Raw genomic sequence first — 26629 nt, forward strand, 5'->3', positions numbered from 1 at the left:
CTACTCCGCCTTGCGCAGCCGGTCGGCGATCCGGGCGGCGAACTCCTGCCGGTCGTTGCTGCGGGGGAACGGCTCGTCGGGCACCGGCACGCCGAGGAAATCGCACAGCGGGCCCCAGCCCTGCTTCACCTGGAACTCCAGCAGCCGCTCGGCCGGCACCTCCCGCCGTACCTCGTCGTTGTGCGCGGCGAAGACCGCCATCGCGTGCTCGGCGTCCTCGAACCGGCCGCCGAACGCCCCGTCCCACAGCAGCCGTCCCACGAGCTCCCGCCGCTCCCGGCTCAGCGGATCGTCCGCCAGGTACGACCGGGCCCGGTAGATGCTCTCGTAGGCGCTCTCGTACCAGCTCCGCGGATCGCGGACGGTGAGGATCACCTTCGCCTCCGGATAGTGGGCGACGAGCTGCCGCCAGAACGTCACCCCCGGCCAGTCGACCGTCGCCCGGAAGTCCCGGTAGACCATGTCCCAGTCCGCGGTGCCGTCCTCCGCCACCCGCGACCACAGATCCAGCTGCTCCTGATCGTCGATCAGTTCGATCATGTGGTGGCACGGCCCGAACCCGAGCCGTTCCAGTGCGAGTTTCATCGACAGTGTGCCGGTCCGTCCGAACCCTGCCCCGATCACCTGAAGCACGAGCGCATCCTCTCGTGTGCGGAGCCGCCCCCTTTCGTGGCAGTAAGGGGGCGACATGTAAAACGAACGTTCTTCTCCCGATGCTAACCGGATGCGCCGCTTCGGTGATCTTCCCGAGGTGTCTCATTCGTCGGCCGGTTCCGGACACCCCGCCAGGCGCGCGTGGCTCAGAGACCTGCCAGGACGCTGTCGACCGCCTTCGCGTAGGCGTAGAACGCCTGCGTCCGGTGCGCCGGATTCGCGATCCAGTCGCCGTCCAGCCGCCCGCTCTTGAAGAACGCCTTCCGCTGCGCCGCGCTGATCTCCAGCTGCACGCCCTTCCCACGCTGGTTCCGGTTGCAGATGTTCTTCGGATCCTGGCCCTCGATCTTCGACGCCGGCACCGCCGTCTTGAACCCCTTCGCGTTCAGCGCCTTGATGATCTTCTTGACCAGCGCGGTGTCCCGCCCGCCCACGTACGTCACCGCTCGGTCGCCCTTGGCGGCGTGCCAGGAGACGGTGTACTTGGAAGCCTTCACGAGCTTCAGCGCCCGCGGCTCGTCGAAGTGGGTCGAGGTGATGTGCAGCTTCTGGTTGCCCGACTTCTTCATCCCCACGAACGAGTAGTAGTCGTCGCGGCCGGAACTCGCGGCGTAGTCGGCGAGCTGCGTGGTCGGCGGCTCGATCAGCCCACCGTGGATCGCGATCTGCACCACCTTCGCGCCGCGCACCGTCCGCTGCACCCGCTTGTAGTCCCGGCCCTCCTTCTCGTGCCGGGCGAGGTCGGCATAATTCCGGTACGTGTCGGCCGTCACCTGGACCGTCCGCGCGACCGGAGCAGCCTGCGCGGCCTTGCCCGCCGCCGGGGCTGAGCCGCATGCCGTTAGAGCCAGCAGGCCGGCGGTGCTGAGAACGAACTGCGTCTTCTTCTTCACTGCTACCTCACTCCACTGGGGGACGAGGCAGCCAAGCGCAGCAAACGATCTTGCGTCAAGCGGTCCAGGTCACCGCGAAGGGGTCCTCACCGTCCCTGCCTCTGGGCGACCCGTTCGGCGAACTCCTGCCGGTCGTTGGTACGGGGAAACGGCTCATCGGGAACGGGCACGCCGAGGAAGTCGCACAACGGCCCCCAGCCCTGACGCACGCGGAACTCCAGCAGCCGCTCGCCCGGGACCTCCCGCCGTACCGCGTCGTTATGCTCGATGAAGACGGCCTTCGCGTACGCGGCATCCTCGAACCGCCCGCCGAAGTCCCCGTCCCACACCACCCGCTGCACGAACTGCCGCCGCCGCACGCCGAGCGGATCCGCCGGCCACTGTGACGTGGCCCGGTAGATGCTCTCGCGGGCGCTCTCGTACCAGCTCTTCGGGCTGCGGACGGTGAGGATCACCTTGGCGCCGGGGTAGTAGTCGACGAGCCGCCGCCAGAACGCCGCCCCCGGCCAGTCGACCGTGGCCCGATAGCCGCGGTAAACCTCATCCCAGTCCGCGTCGCCGTTCTCGACCGCCCGGGACCACCGGTCCAACTGCTCCGGATTGTCGATGAGCTCGATCATGTGGTGGCACGGCCCGAACCCGAGCCGCTCCAGCGCCAACTTCAACGACAGCGTGCCGGTCCGCCCGAACCCGGCCCCGATCACCTCGAGCACGATTCCTCCCCCGAGAACCCGCCCCAGCGACCGACCACACCCTCACCGGGCCATGCCCCACCCGAACCCCGCCGAACCAGGACGAACGCCCTCTGTGCTGGTCCCGTCGCCGGCGACGTCAGCGTGGTATCGCCTCAGCGTGCTGAGCGACAAGGGCCGCCCAGCGCTCGACGCCACTACCAACCTGGAAGTACTGGCTCATCGAGGGCGTGTTCAGATGACGGGCGGCCGGCCAAGCGAGGTCATCCGCCAGACGGTACGCCACGACATCGGCCGCCGCGGCCCGCACGGCGTACGGACACCTTCGGTGAAACCGCCGGCCCAGGCACGCAGGCCGGCCAGCGGTGGCCGGCGCAGCACCGTCACGAGTGTCCACATGCCCAGATAGACCGGGACCAGTACGGCGGGCAGGTGGCGGCGGGCCAGCCAGACCCGGTTACGGGCGATCATCCGGTAGTACATCGCGTGCCGCGTCGGGCTGGTGCGGGGGTGCTGCAACAGCAGGTCAGGGCGGTAGTCGATCCGCCAGCCCGCATCCAGAGCGCGCCAGGCGACGTCGGTCTCCTCGTGCGCGTAAAAGAACGCCTCCGGCCAATCACCGGTCTGCTCGACGACGGCCATCCGGATGGCGTTCCCGCCGCCCAAGAACGTGGTGACCGGACCGCCGCGAAGCGGGTCCCGCGCACCCAGCCGAGGCACGTGACGGCGCTGCGTGGCACCGGACTCATCGGCGATCCGGAAGCTCACGATGCCCAGCTCGGGATCGTCGGCGAACGCCTGCCGAACCCGCTGGAACGTTGCCGGCTCGGGCAGCAGCCCATCGTCATCGAGGTACATCACCACATCGACGTCACCTTGCTCTCGCAGCGCCGTCAGCGCGACGTTCCGGCCACCGGAGATCCCGAGGTTCTTCTCGACCTCGACGCCCTGCACTCCGGATGGAAGCGGCGGCAACGGCACACCGTTGCCCACTACCACGATCCGCGGGACGTCCCCATGCTGCGCCAGAACCGACTCCAGCAACGCGGACAGCTCCGCGGGCCGGTCGCCCATCGTCAGAATCGCGACACCGAGCCCCAGCCCCGCGTCGGCGACATCAGCAGATGACGCCTGAACCTCGGCCAACGGCATGACGGCTCCCAAAGCAAGTGAAACAAAAGGTGTCGTGACGATGAACGCCACGACACTGGATCGTAACCGCAAGCGCCTGACCTTGCGCGGAAGACGAGCCGCAGCCACCCGTCAGCAAGCCGTGGGACAGTGCGCTGATCAACTAGTTCGGCCGCCCAGAGCGGGTACGCCGGGACCCACGTCGTAGGCTGCTGAACGAAGCCACCGGCGGGTAAGGAGGGCGGAATTCCTGGTGATGACCGTGTCGCACGCCGCCGCAGCACTGATTTATTTGGTTCGCGCCACGCCCGCCTGGGAGGTGACCGAGTGAGCGTCCCACCCGACACGCTCGTACCCTGGCCGCACGTCGCCGACCTGATGGGCGGCTGGCCGGACTCCCTGACCGTCGCGATCTACGACGGTACGGGCCCGGCCCCGGCGGACGTGTCCGAGGTGCGGTTCTACGTGCTGCCGTACGCGAAAGGGCCCGAGACGTTCGAACCGCTGGGCCGGATGCCGAAACTGGAGGCCGTGCAGAGCCTCAGCGCCGGCGTCGACAACCTGCTCCCGCACGTGCCACCGAACGTCACCTTGTGCAACGGCCGGGGCCTGCACGACGCGAGCGTCGCCGAACACGTCCTCGGCCTGATCCTCGCCGCGCAACGCGAACTGCCCCGCTGGGTCCGCGACCAGGGCGAGGAACGCTGGCAGCCGCACTTCACCCGCTCGCTCGCCGGCTCCCGAGTGCTCCTCCTGGGCTACGGCTCGATCGCCGCCGCCATCGAGGCCCGCCTACTGCCCTTCGAGACGGAAGTACGCCGAGTCGCCCGCCGCGCCCGCCCGGCCGAGTCGGTGCACGGAGTCGACGAGCTGCCGGACCTACTCCCGCACGCGGACATCGTCGTGTCCACCCTGCCCCTGACCGCCGAGACCACCGGCCTCCTCGACGCCCGCCTGCTCGCCACCCTGCCCGACGACGCGCTCATCGTGAACGTCGGCCGCGGCGGCACCATCGATACCGCCGCCCTGCTGGCCGAGACGAGGTCAGGACGATTGCGCGCCGCTTTGGACGTCATGGACCCCGAGCCACCCCCGGCCGGACACCCCCTGTGGTCCGTGCCGAACGTCCTGATCACGCCGCATGTGGGCGGCGGCTCCGCGACGTTCTATCCCCGCGCCGAACGCCTGATCGCCGAGCAACTCCGAAGGTTCGCCACCGGAGAGCCGCTGCTCAACCAGGTCACTCGACCGGCCTGACCGCGGGGGTGCCGTGGGGACCTCCTGGCCCTTGTGTCATCTGCCATGATCAGGGCCCGCCTGGAGTCCATCGAGAGGGTTGAGATCTTGTCGGCATCCGCCGAGTCTCTGATCGCCGACATTCCCGCGTTCGCGCCGTACGCCCGCCCGGCGACCCTGCTGAGGCCGGTGGCGGGTACGCCCGGTGTCCGGGACAGCTCCGTCGGCGGGCCACTGCTGTGGCCGGAAGACGAGCCGTGGCCGGTATGCCGTGCGCCCCATCTGATGGAGGTTCGCGAGAAGCTCACGGACGAGGAGCGCGAAACCTGGCAGCGGATCGACCGCGACATGAAGGAACGGCGCCGCCAGAATCCGAGCCGGGCGTACGAGCTCACGAACGAGGAGGCCCGGATCCAGACGGAGATCATGGCGGGCGCGTCGGCGCTCGACATGACGAATTGGGAGAGAATCCGCGGGGTGCAGGACACCTCCGGCCCCAGCGTCCCGATGGTTCCCGTCATCCAGCTCTACGCACGGGACGTGCCGGGAGACCACTGGCCGACCGGGATGGATCTCCTGGAGGTGCTGTGGTGCCCGAACGACCACAGCGAACCCCCGGACCAGCCCAACTACTTCGGACCCACGATCGAACTGCGGTACCGGTCGTCATCCGCGGTCGAGACCGTGTTGAACCCTCCCCGACCGGAACAAGCCGACGAGGGCTACCTCCCTGAACCTTGTGCCGTCGCCCCGGAGGAGATCGTCGATCTGCCGGCCGTGGACGAACTCCCCGAAGCCCTCTACGACGAGGGCTGCCACTGGGCGGACGCACGCGGCATCGAGTACCACCGCGGCCTGGCCTGCCGCCCCGGCTGGAAGGTCGGCGGCTGGCCCAGCTGGCACCTCACCGACCTCATCCCCATCGACTGCTCCTGCGGCGCGCGCATGCGGCTGTTCCTGACCATGGAGAGCAGCAACGACGGCCCCGACATCGTCGTCGGCCGCTTCGGCGAACTCCGCATCTTCACCTGCCCCGTGGACGCCGCCCACCCGATCAGGCTGAACATTCAGTAACGGTCGCCCCGGAGTCCGGCGGCCACTCTCGTACGAGGAAGGGATCCGGTGCCATGCCGACTCTGATCCGCCGGACGTCCGCCGAGGTGTGGGTGGACGCGTCCACGGTCGACCTGGCCGGCGAGGACCTGGTGACGGAGTTCGAACCGGACTGGACCACGACGGGCCTGGTCGACGCCGACCCCGACGGCGACGGCGCCCGTGTCATCTGCGGACAGGAGATCGGCGACATCGCCGTCACCGCCGAACTCTGGAACGACGCTCCGCCGCCGGCCGCCGATGACTGGCAGGACGTCGCCGAGGTCTCGGTCGCCTGGCAGTCCGCGTTCCTGGACTTCGAGACGACGGGCAGCGGCGACGACCCGGCCAAACGCCTCGAACTGCCCGGCCCCGGCGACTACCGGCTGCGCGTCCACGGCCGCAACCGCGACGACGGCGACCCCCGTGGGGACGGCGACCCGGTAGAGGAGTACCTGATCCAGGTGTGGCCCGCCCCGCAGGGCGAGCCCATCACGATCAAGTCGACCAGCCAGACCGCGGCCCTGTGGAGGACGGAACGGTGAGGCGACGAACCCACCGGACGGTCAGCTCGGCACCCGGGACGGCCGCGGCCACGTAATCCCGTGGCGGCGGGGCCTGGATACGCGCCAGGATGAAACGCCATGGGGCAACGCGCGAACTTCGTCCTGGTCGACGACACCGGCTGGCGGCTGTACTACGACCACTGGGCCGCCAACCGAATCTGCTCCGTCCTGATCGCCGGACCCGAGGCGGCCACCCGGTTCATCACCGCCCAGCACCAGTGCGCGCGGAACGAATGGCTCGACGACATCTGGGCCGAAGGCGGCGCCATGGTCGACCATCGCACCCGTCGGCTCATCTTCTACGGCGACGAACTGATGCTGGACCTGCCGGCCAAGCGCGTCTTCACGCGCCTGCTGTCGCTCACCTGGCCGGGCTGGGACGTCCGCTGGGCGTACGACGGCCTGGGCGACTTCGCCGCCCACGTCGGCCTCGACCGCGCCATCGTCCGCGCCGCCAGTGACCCGGAGATGCCGGGCGACCTGCAGCCAAACCCGTCGAAGGACTGGCCGCCGCACCTGGTGACCGTACGGGACGAGGCGGGCCGGCTCCTCGTGTACCCGTTCGACTGGGCGGACGACCACGGCGCCTGGCAGGGCCCCGGCCTGCTGGACCGGCTCCCCGCAGGCGGCCTCACCCAGGTGCACCTGCCCGTCATCCCGGACGGCGGACTGCACGTCGACGTCCGTTCCCGCACCGCCGGCGCGTGGTCGATCGAGCCCGTCCCCGGCCTGCTGCCCGCGCTGACGGATCTGTGGCCCGGCTGGCAGATGGACTTCTGGGAGGACCGGTACGAGGAACAGGCCCGCCGCTGCGGCGACGCGGTCACCTTCCCGCCCCTCGACCTCCCCGCCGCCCTCGACGAACGCCTCGCGGCCATCGCCAAGCGCTTCGGCAAGAACCCGGTGCCCGACATGCTCGCGCTGGCGCACCGCCTCGACCCCGACACCGGCGAGGCTCCCGACGTCGAGTTGCACCCTCTGTTCACCGCTCACACCCCGGTCGACCCGACCCCGACCGAATGGTCCACCGTCCTCCGCGCCGCAGCCGACCTGCGAAGCGACCTGTAGGGCCCACTCCGGAAAGAGGCTTACGGCCGCCCCGAATCCCCGACCCGCCTCGGTAAGCTTTCCGCGCTGACGGGTACGAGGAGGATCTCGATGGGTCTGAGGGACCGCGTAGGCGACGTCAGGCGTACGGCGTCGGCGGCGCTCGACACCGGGACGAACGCGGTCCGAGCCACTGGACGCGGCGCGGCCGAGGTCGGCGGCACCGCCGCCGCGGCAGCCCGGGACGGCAACGACTGGGTGATGGAACAGCTCGCCTCCGTCCCGCCGCCGGTCCTTCCCCTGACAGAGGAGTGGCGCCTGTCGATCGGCGCGCTCATCACCCGGCACCCGAAGGCACCCGCCCTGATCGGCAAGCTGCTGTCCCCGCTGGACAGCTTCGGCGCGATCGCGGTGGGACCGAAGGAGATCGGATTCGACGGCGACGAGGTCGAGTGGGAACGCGTCCTGGAGGTCCGCACCCGCACAGTGACCGAACTCGCCTGCGGTGCCATCTGGGACTTCGCAATCGACGACCTGCGCAACCGACTCCCACCGGTCCCCGGCCGCAAGTGGGCCGTCACCAAGGTCCTGCAGATCGTGATGGCCATGTCCGTGGACCTGGAGGACCGGATCGAGGACGATCCGGAGGGTGAGCTGCCGGACCGGGTGGCCTGCGAGATCGTCTACCGAGGCCGGATCCGCAAGGAGAAGACCGCCGCCGCCGGCCTGTTCTCCAGCCTCGCCCTGTGCTCCATGCCCCAGGTAGGCGAGGCCCTCGCGCTCACCGCCGCTGAGCGCGGCATCCCCGTCGTGGATGCCGAGCCACACAAGACCCTGTCGGTCAACGAACGCGTAGCCACAATGCGCAAACGCCGAGCCGCCCTCGCCGCCCACGCCGGCGAACTCGAAGCCGCCACCGAAGAGGAGTAGCACCCATCCCGCGTACGCGCGCATGCTTTGTTTCTGACCATGGAGAGCAACGACGATGGCCCGGACATCGTCGTCGGCCGCTTCGGCGAACTCCGCATCTTCACCTGCCCGACGGACCCTTCTCACTCGATCAGGCTGAACATCCAGTGAGAGACTACGGTCTCGCCGATGACCGGCCACCGTGGCGTTAGCCTGTCGTGACTTGGTGCAGTAGACGACGTCGGCAGGACGCTCTGACACATTGATGATGGCTATACCCATCGGCTGCTCGTCTACGTGACGTTGGTGGGTCATAGGACCGGTTTATGTGGGCGAGTCGTCGCTGACTTTTGATTAGGGGCGTTCGGTCCTCATCTTCGTTTATCGTGCATCAGTTTGAAGTTCCTGAACCGTCATTGCTGCTTGGGTCGGTATTTCCGATATTTCTTTCAGTGACGGAGTCGCTGCGAAACAGGAGTCCCGAGATACGCTGAGGAGCGCCGGATGTGAAGTGGGTGATCGATGTCCAGGCGATGACACGCTCAATGATCGAATTGCCATTGAGCGGCGGCGATTTCCTCCGCTCGATGACGCCGTGCCGAGTGAGCCTTGGGATGCCGCTGGTGGGTGGCTCGGCTCGCGGCCGTCGCGGACGCCATCCCTTGCATGCGCCGGAGGGGGCGCAGCGCCTTGGTCGTGGCTGATTTGACAGTCCGTGAGGCGTCAAATAACACTTGACGGAGCGGGGAGAAGTTTCTCCCTATATATTCCCATCTGGGTGCTTCTGATGAGTTTGGGTCTGGGGATTGCAATTCGAAGCCTCCATGGCCCCCAAAAGGATAATTAGTGTCACTCTCGGGCTTTCTGTGATGATATGCCTGAGTCCTGAAAGAAACCCACTTGACCATCTTGTGTACTTGGCCTGACTCGGGCAATATTTCCCTGTGTGCCTTCATGGAGGCGGCCGGGAATCGACTCCCGTGACCCAGGAGTGCTGTGCCCATTCATAGCTAGATGCATAAAACGCTCTTTTGATCTGGCTCGCCCAACCAAGTCGGAGGCGTGGCTACAGGTTCTCATACCTTGTCCATCGTGAGTGCGATGGGTGGTTCTGTTCGTCACGCCCTCCGCTTTTTGGGTAGCCGCATCTTTGATCACGGAAGCGACATCCTCCGAAACTTTGGAAATCCCTGCCGAAGGAGTAAATGCGTGACCCTAAAAGAGTCGTCTCGTCTGCCAATCTGACGCCAAAGATGGTCTGACGTGACGGAGAAAACTATCCTATTCTGGTCGGCGATACGTGCTCCCCCATAAATTAGCTGCGTGCAGGATCGGAGCCGCATTTAAGGGCTCGATCTACCGCCAAAGGCCAAGGCTCAACTGACTATCTCGGTCTTACCGGAGCGCTCCTTCGGTCCGCGGAATAGGCGCGACTTACCAGCTACGAAAGGAAGCATCATGGTTGACGATAACAGGGGTGAGAATGAGGGTGACGGCCTGAGGCGCTTGAGGCGCTGGCGCGAGCGCCTGCAGGCCGCCCTGCTTGGAGCCCAGATCCTTTACGCGGCCGTCCAGATCGCGAACCAGATCCACGGACACCTGCTGCACGGTTAGGACTCCCGAGCGCGCCTCCATCGAACGGTGGCCCCCGTCCGATGGAGGACTCCTTCATCCGATGTAGTCGTTGGATGCAGGGCTCACAGTGTAAGCCAGGCTGTAGACCAAGACGCTTAGGTGCGTGCACGGGACCTTGGCGAGGCCGAACGATGCCATTGAAGGCGTCTAATGATGGCGAAGGGCATGTCGAGAGAGAGTGCGGCAGCGTGAGCCGATCGCCCACCCCATAGATCGATCCCTGAGCATGACGCAGAACGGTTATGCGGTTACGATTGGTATTTTTGTAGCGATTCGGGGTGGCTGCCGACGCAGTGGCCGGTGGGTATGCAACTGGGACCCCCGGCATCCGCGTTGCGCGTTGGTCGGACGCTGATGGTGACCGCTCAGGAAGGCGCGATCGGTGGGTGCCGGGTGGTGGGCAGCGTGGTGAAGAGTGGGACTCGGCTTCAGGGGCGGTACCAGCTCAAGGAGCTCATCGGCCGAGGAGGGATGGGAGAGGTCTGGCGTGCCCGGGATCTCAGCCTGTCACGTTCGGTCGCCGTGAAGCTTCTGCCGGTCGGGTTCCGATCCGACGCGTCTCGCGAGGCGCGTTTCCGTCACGAGATGAAAATATCGGCGTCGTTGCAACACCCGGGGATCGCGGCCGTGTACGACGCCGGTGAGCACGATGACCTGCTGTTCTTCATCATGGAGTATCTCGCCGGGGAGGACTTGAACGCTCTCCTTCGACGAAAGCGTGCGGGGCTCCCCGTCGACGACGTGGTGACGCTTGGTGTCCAGTTGTCCGACGCCTTGGCGGCCGCTCATGAACAGGGGATCGTTCACCGGGATATCAAGCCGGAGAACATCATGGTGCTGCCGAGTGGGCGCGCGAAGATCTGCGATTTCGGTATCGCTCGAGTGATCGAGCCAGGTGGTGCGGAGACGGGTACGGCCGGTGTGGGTACGGCCGCCTATATGGCTCCAGAGCAGTTCGAAGGCCGAGTGGACGAGCGGTCGGATCTCTACTCGCTCGGGTGTGTCCTCTACGAGACCTGCACGGGAGAGCGGCCCTTTACCGGTTCGAATGTCGAACTGATGTTCAAGCATTGCGAAAAAACACCTGTGGCGCCCGACTCGATTAGAACGGACCTGCCGGCGGAGCTCAACGATCTGGTGCTGCATCTCCTCGAGAAGGGGAAGGACGACCGTCCGCAGGCGGCGAGTCAGGTGTCGGAGCTTCTGCGCACACTCCAGCGCAGACTCGAACAGCCGGCGGCACAGGTGATCGTGGCCGCCGTGTCCCCGCCTCACAGGTCGGACATTGACGTCGAGCATCAGGAGAACAGGGCGGCGAAGCGCTATGAACTACCGTCGCTGGCCGTCCTCGGTTCAGGCTCACCGGTACGGAACTGGACGAGAGCCAATGAAAATGTACGGGAAGCAATTCGGGGAGTGCTCGGTCGGTCTGGAACGGCGGCAAGAGTCGGTGGTGTCACAAGGGGGCCGGTGGCCGGTCTCTATGAGGTGCGGCTCGAACCCATGACCGATCCCGGCTCGGTGTTGAGCCTCGCCGGGCCGATCTCCGAGGCTCTGGGCGGTGTCGACGTTCGGGCTATCCCTTCCGTACGGTCGAGTTCGCCGCTTCCCGGCACTGCCGCCGTCGCCTTCGAGATCCCCAATGCCTATCGCGACACGGTCAGCCTCGGTGATGTGCTGCGTTCCGAGGCCGACGAATCCGGTGGAAATCACGCGAGGGTCGGACTGGGGCGCGGCTATGAGGGACCGGTCCTCATCGACCTGGGGAGCCTGCCGCACCTGCTGTCCGCTGGAGGGACCCACGAGGAGAGATCGACCGTCCTTCGGACGGTCGTGACATCCCTGCTGATGCGGGCCACTCCCGATCACCTGCGAATGGTGATGATCGATTCGGCGAAGGCCGAGCTTTCGGCCTATGAAGGGCTCCCACACCTGGTCTCGTCGGTCATCACCGATCCGATACGGGGCGTCGCGATGTTGGAATGGGCAGAGAAAGAGATGGACCGCCGGTACGACGATCTGCAGGCGTCGGACTGCCGAACCGTCGGGGACTACAACGAAGCCGTTGGTCAGGGGCGGCTGCCCGTGCCCATCGAAAGGTTGGGCGGTCCCAGCCTTCCGCATCCAAGTCTCGTCGTCGTCATCGGCGAGCTGGCGGACCTCACAGCCGCAGTTCGGAAGGAGACGGAGGCACATCTCGGACGCTTGGCTCGGCTTGCCCGCGCGGTCGACATTCACCTCATCGCGGCTACGGGGCAGACGACCGATCGTGTGTTGACCGACCGCATCAGAGCGGACATCCCTTCGCGACTGGCGCTCCGGATGTCCGACACGGCGGGCAGCGAACTGATGTTGGACGAACCGGGCGCGGAGTGTCTGCTCGGCGAGGGCGACGCACTCTTCCTGGCGAAGGGCGAGCACCGTTCGCGCCGAGTGCAGTGCGCCCAGGTCTCTGACGAGGAGACCGCGGCGGTGGTCGACCATTGGATGCGGCAGCGCTGAAAAGGATCAAGGCAGGAAGCCGCTCGGCGTGCCGTGCCAGGAGACGTAGAGGTCCTCACGCGCCCGGGTACACGCGACGAAGAGCAGGCACCGCTCACGTTGCAGATCGTGGAGGTGCGCGACTTCGTCGTCCTCGACCTTGCGCACGGATCCGGGCGCGGGCACCTGGTGTTCGCTCACTCCGATGACGGCGACGCAGCGGTATTCCAAACCCTTCATCCGATGCATCGTCATCACATGGACCTGGCCGTCCACGCCACCGTGATCTCGTGTGAGGTAGCGGACCGCTACGCCGTCCCTCGACAAGGCGCCGGCCGCCTCTCGAGCCAGCGTGCTCGAGCGGGCGGCGACGCCGATCTCCTCGGGCTTCACACCGGCGGCGAGCCACGCTCGCACCTTCCCCGCGAGCCGGTCGAGTTCCTCCTTCTTCGCCGTGGCTCCGGAGAGGCCGGGCTCCGCACCGTGCATCTCTGAGCGGAAACCGGTCAGGGAGATGGTGCCCTCGTCGAGGTCGTCCATCTGCTCACCGGTCAGGACGCCGTGACTCCACGAGAGGATCTCGGCCGTGGTCCGGTAGTTGATGGTCAGGTTGGTCGATCGTCCGGACACGGGAACGCCGACAGATCGGAGCGACACACGGTTGTCGTAGATCCTCTGATGGGTGTCTCCCGCGACGAAGATGTCGTCGGGCCCGGACGGTACCGCCGCGCGCAGAAGGCGCCAGCGGACGGGATGCAGATCCTGTGCCTCGTCAACGACGACGTGATCGTACGGCTGGACGTTCTGCTCCGAGAGGATCCTGGTCGCCTCGACGCAGACGGTCTCGTACGTCCGCCATTTGTGCTCGGCCAGTTCCTGTTCGAACTCGGAGATCACGCGCCATACCTGGGTCCGTTGCAGTGAGCCGAGTCGCCTACCCCGGCCGGTCCGGCGGGCGGCGAGATACTCGTCGAGGGTCGTCAGATTCTGGGCGAGGACGACCTGTCGCCATTCCTCGGCGATGAAGGTCTCGCTGTACGGGACGGCGCGATGCCGGATTGTCCTTCGCCACAGATCACGCTCTTCCGCATCGTCGACGATCGCGTACCGGCCGTGATGTTCCCGCACGATCCTGCTCGCGACCTGGTCCACCGTGCGGACGTCGATGCGAGAGAGGATCTCCTCGTCGTTCTCCAGCAGCCTCAGGTTGTCGAGCAGGGATTCCGCGAGAGTCCCGGTGAACGTGGTGAGGAGCACTCTTCCTCCCCGTGAGGCCAGAAGGCGGGCGCGATGCAGGGCCACCACCGTCTTGCCCGTTCCTGGGCCGCCCGTGACCTGAGCCGGCCCCGAGTAGGTGCCGTAAGCGGCCTTTCGCTGGGTCGGATGCAGATAGATCCGCCAGTGAGCGAAAGGCTTCCGCAGGAGGGCCATGAGTTCTTCGGGGCCATCGACCAGTACGACCTTTGACGGCGTCCGTTCGACGGCTCCGGTGATGTCCTCCGGGTCGAAGGAACGTTGGTCGTCGGCACTGACCATGTCCCAGACCTGTTCAGGGGAGTAACCCGCGGCGAGGCCGTACAGGACGTCGTACTGAGAGCGGGGGACGTAGTTACTGATCGCGTCGAGGGGCTCCAGGGAAGTGAGCAGTCGTGCGAAGGCCCGCATCTGTTCGTCGAGGCCCAATCGGATGAAATCCGCATCCGAGACATGGGCAAAGAGCGGCTCGGCTCCATGGTCGGCTGTTCGGACGAGTTCGTCGGTGGTCGTCTCGATGGCCACCACGTCACGGATCTCGATCTGCCCCGTGGCCGTGTTCACCGATGCCTGGTGGCGACCGGCCCAATCGTAGGCATCGTCGTGCGGAAGCACCTTGAGCAGGGTGAACTGGTCACCGGCTTCGGGCACCAGGACGACGCCACGCCAGAACCTGTCGATCCGAATGCTCTTGAGCCGATCGTCACGGGCGTTCGCGATCTTTTCCAGATGGATGCCCGCATGAGTCGCCTGCCCGAATTTGGCGATGGCATGGGCGACCTTCTCCTGGACCGGGCGATCGAGTCGGACCAGGTCCTGAAGGAAGTTCTGGTGAATCCCCAGCTTTGCCACCGTCGCTCACTCCCTACCCTTCTCGGAATGTGTCCCCGTCCGTCCTCTGACGGGGGATCGCGAATCACCGGCATCTCGCTACCGGCGAGGTCCGGGCCGTGCCGGACCTCGCCGGTAGCGAAGTCACTCTCAGGGAGTGAAGAATCCGATCGACGGGTCGTCCGGGGAGCCGATGAGCATGGCCCGGTCGAGGAAGGTGTTGTTGGTCTCGCAGCTGGTCTCCGGGAGCAGGACGCACGCGTAGCAGGCGGCCAGGTTCAAGCTGTCGGTACCGCCGGCCTCGGTCTCCATGCAGGGCGGGTCCTGGGAGCACCACGACACACGGCTGAGCGCCGATTCCAAGGTGGTCCGGATACGCGCGTACTCGCCCTGGGCCACGACTCCTCCGAGGCTTCCGGCGGAGTCGCTGGTGGCCGTATAGATGAGTACGCCCGCCATGTCGTCGGCCACGTACAGGCGTTCCCGAAGCGCCGCGGCCGGATAGCCGGCTTCCAGACTCCACCCGTTGATCAACGCGTGCGCCAGCGTGTGCAGCAGGACGTACCGGGGAGTGATCGGCGAACGGATGTCCTCGATCGGTCTGGTGCTCTGGGCCAGCTTCGCGCGGTTGCGCAGGAGGACGGTGTGGTTGTCCCGGATCCGGCTGGCCCGGGATAGCGGACCGCTCCTGGCCTCCCACTCCTGTAGAAGGTCCTGGTCGAGGGTCATGAAGACCCCCTCACCGCTGACCTCGATGGCTGGTAGCCAGTCGATGTCCTCCTTCGTCATGGCGGCGAACCGGCCGGGATCGTTCAGAGCGTCCGGTGTCTGCACTCGGGTGAAGGACTGCAGAGCGCGTACCTCGCGGAGACGCTTGACCAGCATGACCTGGTTCACCCCGAAGGGAAGAGGATTCGCCGGGTCGGCATGCGGCGCCGTGCATTCGAAGTCCTCGTCGCGGTCCACCTTCGCCGTTCCGAAGAGCATCTTTTCGTGCTCTTGGCGACGCAACTCACCGGCTGGCTCGAACCCGGAATGCTCATCGGAGTCGGGGGCTTCACTGTCCGCCAACTCCATCCGGCGCTTCACCGCGTCGATGACGTCGTCGATCGTGAAGCGAGTGTCGTTCAGGATGCCGCTGCCCTCGATGACCTTGGCCAAGGTGCTTCCACTCACACCGTCCCTGATCAATGGACTGAGCATTCCGTAATGCTTGTTGATCTGCTTCTGCAAGGTCTCCGACCACGGCGGAATGGACAGTGCCGAACGGGTGACGGAGAACCACGCCGCTGAGGAGCCTCGTTGCAGGGTTCGAGGGACGGCAGTGCAGCCGGACTGCTCGGTGCCTGAGCCGAGCCACGGTCGTCGACCGCTGCAGGAGATCCCGAGGGACTTCATGGCCATCCGCCCGAAAGCGCCTTCGAGCGACGCGTCTTTGCCGCATGAGCACTTCACGACGACCGAGCGCAGGGATGCCGTACGGCCGGTGGAGTGCAGGCTCAGCGCGTGCGGTCTTCCCGATGAGGCATCGGTCGGCGAGGTCTTCTTGTGCACCCAGTCGAAGTAGGGGAAGTCGTCGATGTGCCCGTTCTCGCACGCGACGACGAATCGGGAGGGCGTCAACGGCTTCTCGCACACCCCGCACTGGCTCTTGCCGCGTGGCGAGCCGAACTTCCGGAACTCCTTGAGCTCCTTGCACTCGGGGCAGGAGTAGATCTCGGGGAATCGCCGTACCTTGACTCCGTCGCCAGCCGGTGGCGAGTACGCCGGCGGCAGGTGAAAACGGTCCACACCGAGCCAGCGCTCGAGCCGGGGCTCGTAGATAGCGGTGTCGTCCTGGACCTTCCAGGTGTCCAGCCCGCTGACGATGTACGACTGGTCGCCGATCGCCACCATCGCTCCGACTCCATACGTGCTGACCATCTGAGCGCGTCGAACGGCGCCCAACGGCGTACGCGACACCTCACGGCTCGCGTTGCCGCGCCGCCCGGTGCGGCGGCTTCTTCCGTTACGCATCACCATGAGTCATCGCTCCAGGTAGAGGTCGGATTCGACGTCGACGTCCCGCAGGCTCGTCAGGGTGGGAAAGGCGTCATCGAGGTCCTCGTCGGAGTGATGTCGCAGCAAGGCCTCGTCGGCCGTCCGGGATTCACCGCGTTTGAACACGGGCTTCGCCTGATACACCAGATTGGGGTTCTGATCGGCGAGGCTCAGCCACTTCTCGACGATGTAGTCGAGGTCCTCGGCGGTGGACCGCCGCTCGCGCTCGTCATTGGTAATGGCCTTGACCCGTGTGAGGGTCAGGTCCGTCAGCTCTTCGAGGCGATGCTTGAAGGACTTGACCTGACTCGCGGCGGTGTTCGGCCGCGCCTCCGGATAAAGCAGGCGAGCCATCCCGATGAGCACCGCATGGAGACCGCGGTCGCGGGCGCGAGAGGAGAAGGGCGTGACGCTCGTCGACTCGACCTGCCGATACAGAGCCGAGTGGTACGACGTGAAATTTTCGTAGTGCGAACGGTCACGGGACCGGGCGGCGTTGTACATGATGACGACCAGGCCGGGATGCTGTCGGCCGACCCTGCTGCTGGACTGGATGTACTCGGCCGTCGTCTGTGGCTGACCCATGATCGCCATCAGGCCCAGGCGGTCCACGTCGACGCCGACGGAGATCATGTTGGTCGCCAGCACGGTGTCGAACGTGCCTTCGTCCGGCAGCGCGCGTTCCAGATCCTTGAGTCTCTGCGGGATGTCGCTGGACTTCACCCGGCTGGTGAGCTCGGCGAGGAGTTCGGCGGGTCGTGGATCGACGCCCTGCCGTTCCGCCAGATGCTCGAGCCGATCCTGGACGTCGTCGTGGACCTGGAGCTCGGCGGCCGCGAGCAGCCGGAGGCTGTTGAAGTATCCGACGAGGGTCCAGTAGGCGTCTTGGACGGAGATCTCTGCCTCGATGTCATTTGCGTGATGGAGGAGCGCCGCATAGGCGCGGACCAACAGGCTCGCCTGACTGGTGTTGGGGGTGAGTAGACCGACGTACCGCCGCGAGGCCTTGTCCTCTGCAGGGGTCTCGACGGCGAACCAGGAGTCGCGTGCGTCCAGGCCTGCCGGCGGGAACTGCCGTACCTCTCGGTCGAACAGTGCGCGAACCTGATTCCTGGCCCGCCGGATCGTTGCTGTAGAAGCGATGATCTTCGGTTGCTCGGCGGCGATGTCGATCGCGGTCTCGTACAGACCGGTGAGGCTGCCGAGCGGTCCGGAGATCAGGTGCAGCTCATCCTGGATGATCAGCTCGGGCGGTGGGGTCGTGCTTCCCTCGTTCCTGTTGAAGAGCGAGGCGACCTCGGCCTTCCACGCGATCTGCGCGAACTTGTCGACCGTCGCGATGATCAGTGTGGGGCGGGTCCGATAGATCATCTCATCCACGACCTGGACCGGCAGCGCGTGGTGGAAGTCGCAGGACTCCGACGGACAGAAGATCCGCATGTGCGAGATCGTGGCGTCGACCTCATAGTTATGGACGTCCATGGCGGTGCCGCACCAGGGACAGGCCCGCAGTTGGACCGGGTTCTCCTCCTGGAGTTCCTCACCGTTCCGTAGTCGCTTCAGGCTCGCCGCGGCGTCCTTCAGCCAGTTCGGTGTGGCGGCCCTACCGACCCACATGCCGAGCGAGATCGGTTCGTCGCCCAATTCCGCGGGATCCTCCTGGCGCATCATCTCCATTGCGCAGATGAGGGTGGCCGCGCGTTCGAACTGCTGCAGGGTGAGCAGTCGAAGTGTGTACCGCATGAGAGCGGTGACGCCGCCGCCGTCGGCGCCTTTGCGCTTCCGGCGCAGGAAGACGGTGAAGGCGATGAGACCGAGATATGCCTCGGTCTTGCCGCCACCGGTCGGGAACCAGAGCAGGTCCGCGTCTCGACGGTCAGGGTGATCGGGATCGACGATGCCGTCCAGGCAGAGCAGCATGAACGCGATCTGGAACGGTCGCCATCTGCCGTCCAGCCGCACGTCGCCCTCACGCCCCGACTTGATCCAGGCGGTGTGTCCGCGCTGGAGCGCCATGGCCCGGTTGGCGCGCCGGAACGCCGTCATCACCTCGGGCCGCTTCTTCAGCAGTTCGATCCCGGACGCCATCCGATCGCACGCGACCGTGCACTGGTCGATCTGGTCCTCGGCGGCCTTGCCGTACTCCGTGGCCTGGAGCAGTCGGGCCTCCTCGGCGCGCTCGGCGATCCACTCTCGGTAACCCTTCACCAGACGGCGGAGCGCCGCTACGACGTCCGAGTCTGAGGCCTCGGCGAGGTGCAGCATCCCCAGATCGCTGCTGTCGATGTCCGGGTTCGAGTCGGTGAGCAGCACCTCCGACGTCGGGACGAAGGCGGTCCACACCGCCGACACAGCGGCCGGTCGGCTCTTCAACAACCGTTCGTCTCTGGGGAGCGGCGGCTGCCAGTGCCAATCTGCGGCGCAGCCGTGGCCGACAGCGAATGTCGGTGCATGGCGGTACAGCAGTCGGTTGATGGCGATCTCGTCTTCGTCGGCACCGACCGGCACCCGTCGCTCGACCAGTGCGGCGCTGCCCTCGGGGTCGGCCACCATGATGGACGGCTGGAAGAAGCAGTGCGCGTCCTGGAAGTCGTACGCACCGATCTCATAGACGTTGACCAGCGTCGCCGTCACGGCGACCGCTCCCCGGTCGGCGGGCCGGATCCGCAGGCGGAGCTCCAGACCGGGTGCAAGCTCACGACGGAACTGGCCGGGAGTCGTCACGTCGACGACCTCAGGCGCGATCTGCAACGCCCGGCGCTGCCACCGAAGTTCCTGTTCGTGGGTCGTCCGCCGCTCTGCCCGCTGGGCCTTGACCGGGTTGCCGGCCAGGTCGATCGGGTCGTACATGGCGGCTGCCACCGTCACGGTCACGGCCGGGGCCACGTCGGGCGCGACGGCGAAGGTGATGCCCATGGACGACGGCATCTGCACGTTGGCCAGCGAGACACCGGTGTCGGACGTCGTCTCGTCGGGATCCGGCCTCGCGTCGCCGGGTTCGTCATCCCGCTCGGCCGCCGCCTCGGAGGCCCTCTCATCATCCATGCGCCGAGGGAAGAGGATCCCGCTGACGTACGTCGTGACGGGCGCGTCGGTGGAGAGGATCTCCGCGTCGCCGCCGGTCGGGCCGAGCAGGTCGCGCTGCAGGCGTTTCACCAGTTCGTCTCTGAACCGGTAGTGCTCCTCATACCGTGACATCGGAGTCCGCCTCCTTGGTGTTCTTGTCCCAGTCGAAAGTGCTGAGTCCCATGAGCCGGGGCGCGAGCCAGACCCCGTACGGCCCGAGACCAGATCGGGCTCCGGCCGCCTCGCTCCCGGCGACCGTCTCGATCGCGTCGACTCGGACTCCGGTCAATCGGAGCGGCCAGTTCCACGGTTCGAATCCGCTATTGACCTTTAGATGTCGGTACAGGTGCTCGCGGAACTGATCGGAGACGGCACCGATCGGGCGCCCTCCGTGAGTGATGAGATACGGCGGACTCTGGCCCGACGCGATCGCATCCGGGGACAGCCGTTCCACCACGACCTCGTCTCCCGGTGACACCTTCGTCGCCAGGTATTCCTGTAGTTCGACGACGTCGCCCTCGAAGTCACGCATTCCGGCCGGCTGGTCGGTGAAGACGTCCCCGCCGATCAGTTCGAAGCCCCGCCGCGCCCAGTACTGGAAGGAATAGCGGGCCAATCGGTCGAGTTCCCGGTCGACGCGGATGGATTGCATGTCCAGCGTGTTGAGCCAGAGCAGTTCCTCTCGCGGCCTGGTCATGGCCACGTACAGGAGCCGAGCCTCTTCCGCGACGTCGATCTCCCTCGGTTTCTTGGACCGTCCCTTGTCGTTCTTCGGTCTCTGTGGGACGGCGTTTCGCAGCGGTCCCGGATCGACCACCACGACGCGGTCGAACTCCAATCCCTTCGCCCGGTGGAAAGAGGAGATGACCAGTCGGGCGGGCGGCTGCCCGGTGAGTTCGTCCGGCAGGCGTCCCGCCGCCAGCGCCGTTCGCAGCCTGCCGAGATCCAGGCTGCGGTCGTTCCCTTGGCCGCGCCCGGTGCGTCGTAGCAGTCTCCAGGTCTCCTCGGGGGAGAGGCCCGCTGGAATCGAAAGCGTTGGCACCAGTTCGTCGAAACGCACCCGGGTTATGACCGATCCGTCCACCGCCCGGAACAGTGCTTCGAGCCAGGCCGGTGCGACGCGGTCACGCGCCGACCGTTGAAGCCGGTGCGGGACCCCGGCGCCGTGCAGGATCTCGGACACCACGAGTGCCTCGCCGTTATTTCGACAGAGTACGGCGGTCGTACCCTCGTAGTCGGCGAGGGCAGTGCATGCCAGCGCGTCGAGGTCTCCCAATCCCCTTTCGGGATGCATCAGCGCGGACCGGAGTTCGTCGTGCAGTTCTTCGCTGCTCCGGCGCGATCCTTCGGCGACGCGCCTCAGCCGCGGTCCGAAGGGCAAGGCGGTCCTGGCATCGTCGGTACGGGCGCGGAAATTCTCGTCGAGCGTGAGCTCGACCAGGTCATCCGCGAAGTACGTACGCAGCCAGTCGAAGAAGTAATTCGTCTCCTTCGGCCGCTGCTCCGGGTCCTTGACGGTGAAGCCGTAGATGGACTGGGCGGGATCGCCGACGACCGTGAAGCCGCAGCCGAACTCGTCGAGGAGCGCCTCCACCAGTTCGCGGCGCTTTCCGACGAGATCCTGGACCTCGTCGATGATGACGTGACGGAGGTCCTCGCCGTACAGCTCTTCGGCGAGCCCGTCATCGATCGCCTGACGGGCTCCGTCGATGCGCGCGTCGAACGACCTGTGCTGCCAGTCACCCTCGGCGTCCACCTGCATCACCAGGTCGAGCGCCCAGGAGTCGAACGTCTGCGTCCGTACGTGCCGGGCCGCATCTCCGTGCCGGGCCAGGCGGGACCGCAGTTCGCGAACAGCGGCGCGAGAGAAGGTGAGCACCAGGATCTCGCCGGCGCTCAACTCCTCCTCCGCGACCAGGAAGTCTAGGCGGCGGACCAATGTGTGAGTCTTGCCGGCGCCGGCACCCGCCGTGACCAGGGTGTACGCGTCCGCGGGAAGCTCCACGACGGCCCGCTGCGCGGGGGTCAGCGGAGGGGTGTCGGCGTACACATCGGTCACTTGCGGCTCCAGAGGTGCTCGAACTGGGTGAACGCGAGTTTCTTGTCGTAGTTGGTGATGTTGTCGGCGACGTCGAGGATTAGGCAGGTCTCCTTTCCGCCGTTCTTGGGGCCGCGCAGACCGCGTCCGATCATCTGTTGGTAGACGTTCGGGCTGTAGGTCGGCCGTGCCACGATCACGGTCTGGGTCGCGGGAGCGTCGAAGCCCTGGACGAGGACGCCGTAGTTGGTAAGGACGCGGATCCTGCCGGTCCGGAAGTTCTCGATCAGCGTTCGCCGCTCCGTGTCCGGGGTGGTGCCGTCGATGGACGCGGCCTTGATCCGCCGGCCGTTGAGCTTGGCGGCCATCAACTTGGCGTGACCCACGGAGGTGGCGAACAAGAGGATCTTGTTGTTGTCGGGCAGCTTCTCGATCTCCTCGACGAGCATCCGATTCCGCTGGGAATCCATGCCCAGCCGCTCTTCCGCCGCTGCCGGCAGGCGTCCCTGGAAGTCGATGTTCGCCAACTCGCTCGGTGTCAGCTGAATGGTCGCGCCCACGAGCTGTCGATGCTCGACCTTGGCCAGAACTCCGAGTTCCTGCAGCTCGGTGTAGGGATCGGACTCGAAGATCCCCTCGTCCAGACGCTGCCTGCCGTAACGTTCGACCAACCGGCGGGTCTCCTCCTCGTTGAAGCCGCGGTACGGGGTCGCCGTAAGGCCGATGAGCGGACGTGCAGCCGCACGATGCGTTATCCCGAGCAAGGACAACAGCCGGGTGTATCGGGGCGTGATCGAAGTGTGAGCCTCGTCCACGATGACGAGAGCGGCGTCTCGGAGCCAGACGTACTCGTCTTTCTCCAGGCAATTCTCGAGCTTCGCGTCTGTCGCGACGATGAGGTGCGCCGTGTCCTTGGCAGGTGCCGCCTCCCGGTTACTCCACAACCGGTTGATCGTGAGTCGCTCCTCCGGCCCGACCTTGGACCACACGAAGGCCCAGCTCTGCACGGCCTGCTCGCACAGTTCTTCGGACTGCGCGATCCAGAGCACGGGGCGCCCGCCGAGACCACGCTCCTTGATCACCCTGATCACGGCCTCCGCCGCCACGCGCGTCTTGCCGGCACCGGTAGGCAGAGACAGCATCGCCCTCGGGGTCCTGTACCGGGTGAGCAGGTCGAACATGTTGCTCGCCAGCTTCTCTTGGTAGTCGTGCAGTCGGGGGAACGCGGTTGGCCCGGACACGATCTCGGTGGGAGGCAACGTCTGCTCTCTCGTCCCGGCGTACGCCTCGGAGAGGCCGAGGTCATTGACCAGCCGGAGGGATTTGCTATCGCCACGGAAGCTCGCCGCCGCCTCGGGTAGGGCCGCTTCGATCTCCTTCCTGTAGGTGCGCAGGATGCCCGTTCCGTACGCGTCGACCGCCAGCTCCGCAACCCGGCGGTCATCGGCCTTCTTCCCCGTCTCCTCCTCATCACTTTCGAGGAGTCCCGGCGGCAGCCGTTTCTTCAGTTCTTCGGCCTTGACGATATGCAGCATCTTGTCGGCCGTATCGGTTGCCTGGCGGGCACGTTGGAGCTGCTGGTTCTTCCGCTGTTCCTCGCGCTTCTCGACGACACCACGGCAGCCGTTGGGCCCCAAGCCGAGCTTGAGCACCTTGTCGACGGCGGTCAGAGCGGCCACGTCATCCTCGGGGTCGAGGACGTAGACCACGTGATCCTTCGGCTGTGCCACCGCGTCGATCGAAGTCGCCCGCTCGCCGCTCGGAGTACGAGTGATTCTCTGGAGTTCACTGCATCGTACGAGGGACCAGCCTTCGACCTGCTGGCGACGGACGAGCTTCAGGTAGGGGAATTCGTCCGTGAGGGACACCGGCTCGGCCTGGGGGACAGCGCGGACGTCCTTTTCGATCACTGCTTCGGGCGAGAGCATTCCCCAGGTCTCCCGCATCTGCTCTGCGGCCTCATCGGTGGGCGCGAGCAGCGCCGGCACGCGCTCGCGGATGAGCTCGTCGTACTCCGCGCGATTCGCGGTCACCGCGATCTCGCCGTCGGGACGGTCGCAGGTCCACCCGTCTCCGACACGGCAGCGGGTAGCGGCATCCCCCGGCCATTCCGCGCCGGCCTCGAAGAAGAGCGCGTAGACCTTGCCCGGGAAGGCGTCCTCCTCGCTGGCCGACGCCTCCTGGACGAGTGCCGTCCACGTACGGCTGCCGATGGCGCTCAGCGTTCCGGGCAGCTTGAGAGCCTCCGCCACACCGGTCGGAACCGAGGCGACGGGAAGCACGTCGGCGTACTGCCGGAGCATGGGGCCGACGCAACGAGCGACGGGCTTGATGCCGCGAGAGGTGGCCAACCGGCCGTACTTACGAGCCATCCACAGGAGTGGGGACATCACCGGCTGGCGGGTCTTCGCCAGGCGGCCGACCTGCATGGTCCATGACGTGACCAGCCCGAGGCTCGGGAGTTCGCGGACGAAGGCCGCGATGCCCTCGGGCGACAGCTCAGTGAGGAAGTGCAGTGGTCCGGCGGGACTCGCGCCATCGAACTGCATCGTCGTCAACTGCGGCCGGGACTCGGATGCGGGAAGCTTTTTGCAGTACGCCTTCCAGAGGTACTCTGTGTAGTCCTTGAACCATGGCTCGTCGCGCGGGTCGACGTTGATACCCGGCCCGTCACGGAGCCCGAGGTCGCGCAGGATGGGCCGGTCCGGATCGTGGAAACCCATGTCGACGGCGATCCGTGCGTCGCGGGAGCCGTCCGCCGGCACGATCCGGCCGGGGAGCAGGCAGTCCGTGATTCGACGGAATTCCGCGGACACCGTGCGCACCTTGAGTTGCTTGGCCGTGTTGGTCACGCCGTCGCGCAGCGCCTTGAGAGTATCGGCCGGACCGGCCTGCCGTGAGAGCTCCCAGAACGCATCCCAGTCACCGTCCGAGTATCCGTGGAATCCTTGTTCCACGATGGACGTGAAACGGCCGGCCGCGTCGGCCTCGTGAACCCCGAGCTCGTCGAGCGCACGCCGGACAGCGTCCTCGACGAAGACGCGTTCGTCCACGTAGATCATCCTGTCGGCCAGACGATCGTTCGAGCTCCGACGGAAGACGTTGGGCGAGGGCGCGACGAGTCCGGTCGACTCGGTGAGCACGATCTTGGACTTCAGCGCCTCCTCGGCGAGCTTGGGATCCTTCCGCTTCATGTCGGCGAGGATCAGGATCGCCCGAGCCGAGGCCTCCGGGGATTCATCCGCGACCAGAGCCTCCAGCCACTCGCGGACGGTGGCGACCGGAACACCCGCCTCGCGGAGGATTCGTTCGGCACTCTGCCGCCGGTGGGGCGCCTCTCGCTCGACCGAGTGGTGGCACCAGCTCTTCGGCCTGTTCTCGTATCCAGCCCACAACTCCCGCCATGCCTCCTCTAGACCGGCAGGGTGGAGGCGGACCTGTGCCGCAGTGCCGAACCGGCCGTCCTGGTCCGGAAGGGTGGGCTTCGTCGCTGCGATCTTCCAAATCGACTGGACGAGATCAGCCGCGGCCCATTGCGGTTCTTCCCGCCCACGGGCTGGTGCCGCGTCCAGGTGGGCACAGCGATCGTCGGGACGAGAGAGCTCCTCGAACGAGTCGACCACCAACCCGGCGGCCACCTGGATCAACTCTTCGTTGAAGGTGTTCGCGTCGTAGAGATTCTGCCTGTCTTCGCTGGTCTTCCACGGAGCATTGATGATGCCGCGGAGAGTGGTCTTGTACTTGGTCGGGAAGTACGCCCAGAACTCGCCGAGGCGCCTGTTGTCCCTTCCGGATCTGTCAGGCACCGCCCACGAGACGTCGATCTTCGGCCTGTCGTGCAGTTCGCCGGCCTCGAGAAGGGCCTTCGGAGAGGGACTGAAGGTCCTCGTGAAGACCCGCCAGTGCTCCGTGTTGGTCGCGCCCGGAGCCGTGTCGACCTGAAGGCTGCGCCGGTCTCCGTTCGGATTCTGGAAGACCTGCCGCTTGAGGATCTGCCCACTTCTGCGGTCCTCGAGGGTCACCGTTCCGACGTGGGGAGAGAAGAGGGAGAACTGGGCGGGGAAGTTCCGCAGATCCCGGCCGAGTCGATCGACGTGGGTGGGTTTGAGAGGGAGTCGGACGACGGTGGTCGCCCACTTCAGGAGTTCGGCGAGTATCGGATCCGCCACCATCGTCTTGTCGCGATCGATCGGCTGAGCCATCCGCAGAACCGGTACCTCCTCGGAGCCGGGATGGGCCGCTCGGATCTGCTGCTCCGACCACTCCCGGTCGAACCCGAAGCTCTTGCCGTCCTCTCTGCTGAAGAACTGTGGCGAGTCCGTGACGCTGAGAACGGACTTAACGCCCACCCCGAAGCGTCCGATCTGGCCACCGCGCTTGCGAGAGACGCCCATGCGGAGGATGGTGTCGACGCCCTGCGGTGTGATCGCCATGCCCTGATTGGCGCAGTACAGGTATGCGTCGGTAAGGATGACGGCGATCTCGCCACCGGGGTCGTCGCGCAGTTCGTCCGCGCCGTTCTGTACGAGCTCGTAGATCTGACGATCTCCGTAGCCGCCTTGGTGGATGCGGCGTTCGCCGTTGGCGTGCTCCTGGATGAGGCCCGGATCGATGCGGTAGGTGTCCAGAACACGGCGGGATTGTTCGAGGACGAGATCGAGGACGGACGGCTGATCTTCCTTGGGGAGTGGATCATCGCCGGTGATGGTCACGTACTCCTCAACTCCTTAGTCGGGGATCAAGGGTCCGTCCAGCTCCTGAGCGGGCGCAGATCTGAACGTGGCCACGGGGTGTCGATGGGTATGACGAATAAAACCGTCTAGGTCGTTCACGGTGAGAAGCGCAAAGAAAGCCTGACGGCTCAGTAAGGGACTTCACCTGTGAGCGGATTAGACAACAAGTGCAAACGTCGAGAGCTGTCGCCCTTTCTGGCATCTAGGCGCGAAAGGATACACTTCTCCCCTCGGTTTCAGGGGATTTAACCCTTTCGCCTCGGTTGGAGGTGTGGGGAGAATTTACACAGATCCCACTGAACTCCGCAAGGGGGTCGCGAGACTTTTCTTG

General features: G+C 66.1%; 17 protein-coding genes. 8 read left to right on the top strand and 9 right to left on the bottom strand.

Annotated features, from left to right (window positions below; all coding sequences use genetic code 11):
• The 4 genes from AB0I04_RS17825 to AB0I04_RS17840 all read right to left on the bottom strand — a co-directional run bounded on the left by AB0I04_RS17825 (window position 1) and on the right by AB0I04_RS17840 (window position 3391).
• Window positions 1-633 carry a sulfotransferase family protein gene (locus tag AB0I04_RS17825; RefSeq protein ID WP_360885604.1) on the bottom strand — a complete coding sequence of 211 codons (633 nt, stop codon included), beginning with the start codon at window positions 631-633 and terminating at the stop codon, window positions 1-3.
• 167 nt (window positions 634-800) lie between these two features.
• Complete coding sequence (locus AB0I04_RS17830) at window positions 801-1547, bottom strand: poly-gamma-glutamate hydrolase family protein (protein WP_360885606.1); 747 nt, start codon at window positions 1545-1547, stop codon at window positions 801-803.
• A gap of 86 nt (window positions 1548-1633) precedes the next feature.
• Entirely contained in the window at window positions 1634-2260 is a 627-nt protein-coding gene (locus AB0I04_RS17835) for a sulfotransferase family protein (protein ID WP_360885608.1), read from the bottom strand.
• A gap of 213 nt (window positions 2261-2473) precedes the next feature.
• Complete coding sequence (locus AB0I04_RS17840; RefSeq protein WP_360885609.1) at window positions 2474-3391, bottom strand: glycosyltransferase; 918 nt, start codon at window positions 3389-3391, stop codon at window positions 2474-2476.
• Window positions 3392-3748: 357 nt separating this feature from the next.
• Between AB0I04_RS17840 and AB0I04_RS17845 the strand changes: the two genes are divergently transcribed.
• The 8 genes from AB0I04_RS17845 to AB0I04_RS17880 all read left to right on the top strand — a co-directional run bounded on the left by AB0I04_RS17845 (window position 3749) and on the right by AB0I04_RS17880 (window position 12357).
• Window positions 3749-4627, top strand: a complete 879-nt coding sequence (locus AB0I04_RS17845; protein WP_360885770.1) for a 2-hydroxyacid dehydrogenase — start codon at window positions 3749-3751, stop codon at window positions 4625-4627.
• An 87-nt stretch (window positions 4628-4714) separates the two neighbouring features.
• Window positions 4715-5680 (top strand): hypothetical protein, encoded by a 966-nt coding sequence (locus tag AB0I04_RS17850; RefSeq protein WP_360885610.1) that lies wholly within the window; start codon window positions 4715-4717, stop codon window positions 5678-5680.
• A gap of 53 nt (window positions 5681-5733) precedes the next feature.
• Window positions 5734-6243: a hypothetical protein gene (locus AB0I04_RS17855; protein ID WP_360885612.1), complete on the top strand. Its 510-nt coding sequence runs from the start codon at window positions 5734-5736 to the stop codon at window positions 6241-6243.
• A gap of 99 nt (window positions 6244-6342) precedes the next feature.
• The gene (locus AB0I04_RS17860; protein WP_360885614.1) at window positions 6343-7332 is read left to right on the top strand and encodes a hypothetical protein; all 990 of its coding nucleotides are present in this window, start codon (window positions 6343-6345) and stop codon (window positions 7330-7332) included.
• A 90-nt stretch (window positions 7333-7422) separates the two neighbouring features.
• Window positions 7423-8241: a hypothetical protein gene (locus tag AB0I04_RS17865; RefSeq protein WP_360885615.1), complete on the top strand. Its 819-nt coding sequence runs from the start codon at window positions 7423-7425 to the stop codon at window positions 8239-8241.
• 485 nt (window positions 8242-8726) lie between these two features.
• Complete coding sequence (locus tag AB0I04_RS17870) at window positions 8727-8924, top strand: hypothetical protein (RefSeq protein ID WP_360885617.1); 198 nt, start codon at window positions 8727-8729, stop codon at window positions 8922-8924.
• Window positions 8925-9678: 754 nt separating this feature from the next.
• The gene (locus AB0I04_RS17875; protein WP_360885619.1) at window positions 9679-9834 is read left to right on the top strand and encodes a hypothetical protein; all 156 of its coding nucleotides are present in this window, start codon (window positions 9679-9681) and stop codon (window positions 9832-9834) included.
• A gap of 375 nt (window positions 9835-10209) precedes the next feature.
• A complete protein-coding gene (locus AB0I04_RS17880) occupies window positions 10210-12357 on the top strand; it encodes a DNA translocase FtsK (protein WP_360885621.1) in 2148 nt (715 codons plus the stop codon).
• Between the two features lie 6 nt (window positions 12358-12363).
• Here AB0I04_RS17880 and AB0I04_RS17885 read toward each other — a convergent pair whose 3' ends face one another.
• From AB0I04_RS17885 to AB0I04_RS17905, 5 genes are all read right to left on the bottom strand, one after another.
• Window positions 12364-14442 (bottom strand): UvrD-helicase domain-containing protein, encoded by a 2079-nt coding sequence (locus AB0I04_RS17885; RefSeq protein ID WP_360885623.1) that lies wholly within the window; start codon window positions 14440-14442, stop codon window positions 12364-12366.
• A gap of 129 nt (window positions 14443-14571) precedes the next feature.
• The gene (locus tag AB0I04_RS17890) at window positions 14572-16443 is read right to left on the bottom strand and encodes a DUF1998 domain-containing protein (protein ID WP_360885624.1); all 1872 of its coding nucleotides are present in this window, start codon (window positions 16441-16443) and stop codon (window positions 14572-14574) included.
• Between the two features lie 3 nt (window positions 16444-16446).
• On the bottom strand, window positions 16447-19659 hold the full coding sequence (locus tag AB0I04_RS17895; RefSeq protein ID WP_360885626.1) for a helicase-related protein: 3213 nt from the start codon (window positions 19657-19659) through the stop codon (window positions 16447-16449).
• Complete coding sequence (locus AB0I04_RS17900; protein WP_360885628.1) at window positions 19646-21586, bottom strand: ATP-dependent helicase; 1941 nt, start codon at window positions 21584-21586, stop codon at window positions 19646-19648. The genes AB0I04_RS17895 and AB0I04_RS17900 overlap by 14 nt, the downstream gene beginning before the upstream one ends.
• Entirely contained in the window at window positions 21583-26277 is a 4695-nt protein-coding gene (locus AB0I04_RS17905) for a DEAD/DEAH box helicase (RefSeq protein ID WP_360885630.1), read from the bottom strand. Before AB0I04_RS17905 ends, AB0I04_RS17900 begins: the two co-directional genes overlap by 4 nt.
• Window positions 26278-26629: the final 352 nt, after the last annotated feature.

The sequence above is a fragment of the Actinoallomurus sp. NPDC050550 genome (genome assembly GCF_040655075.1).
Classification (GTDB): domain Bacteria; phylum Actinomycetota; class Actinomycetes; order Streptosporangiales; family Streptosporangiaceae; genus Actinoallomurus.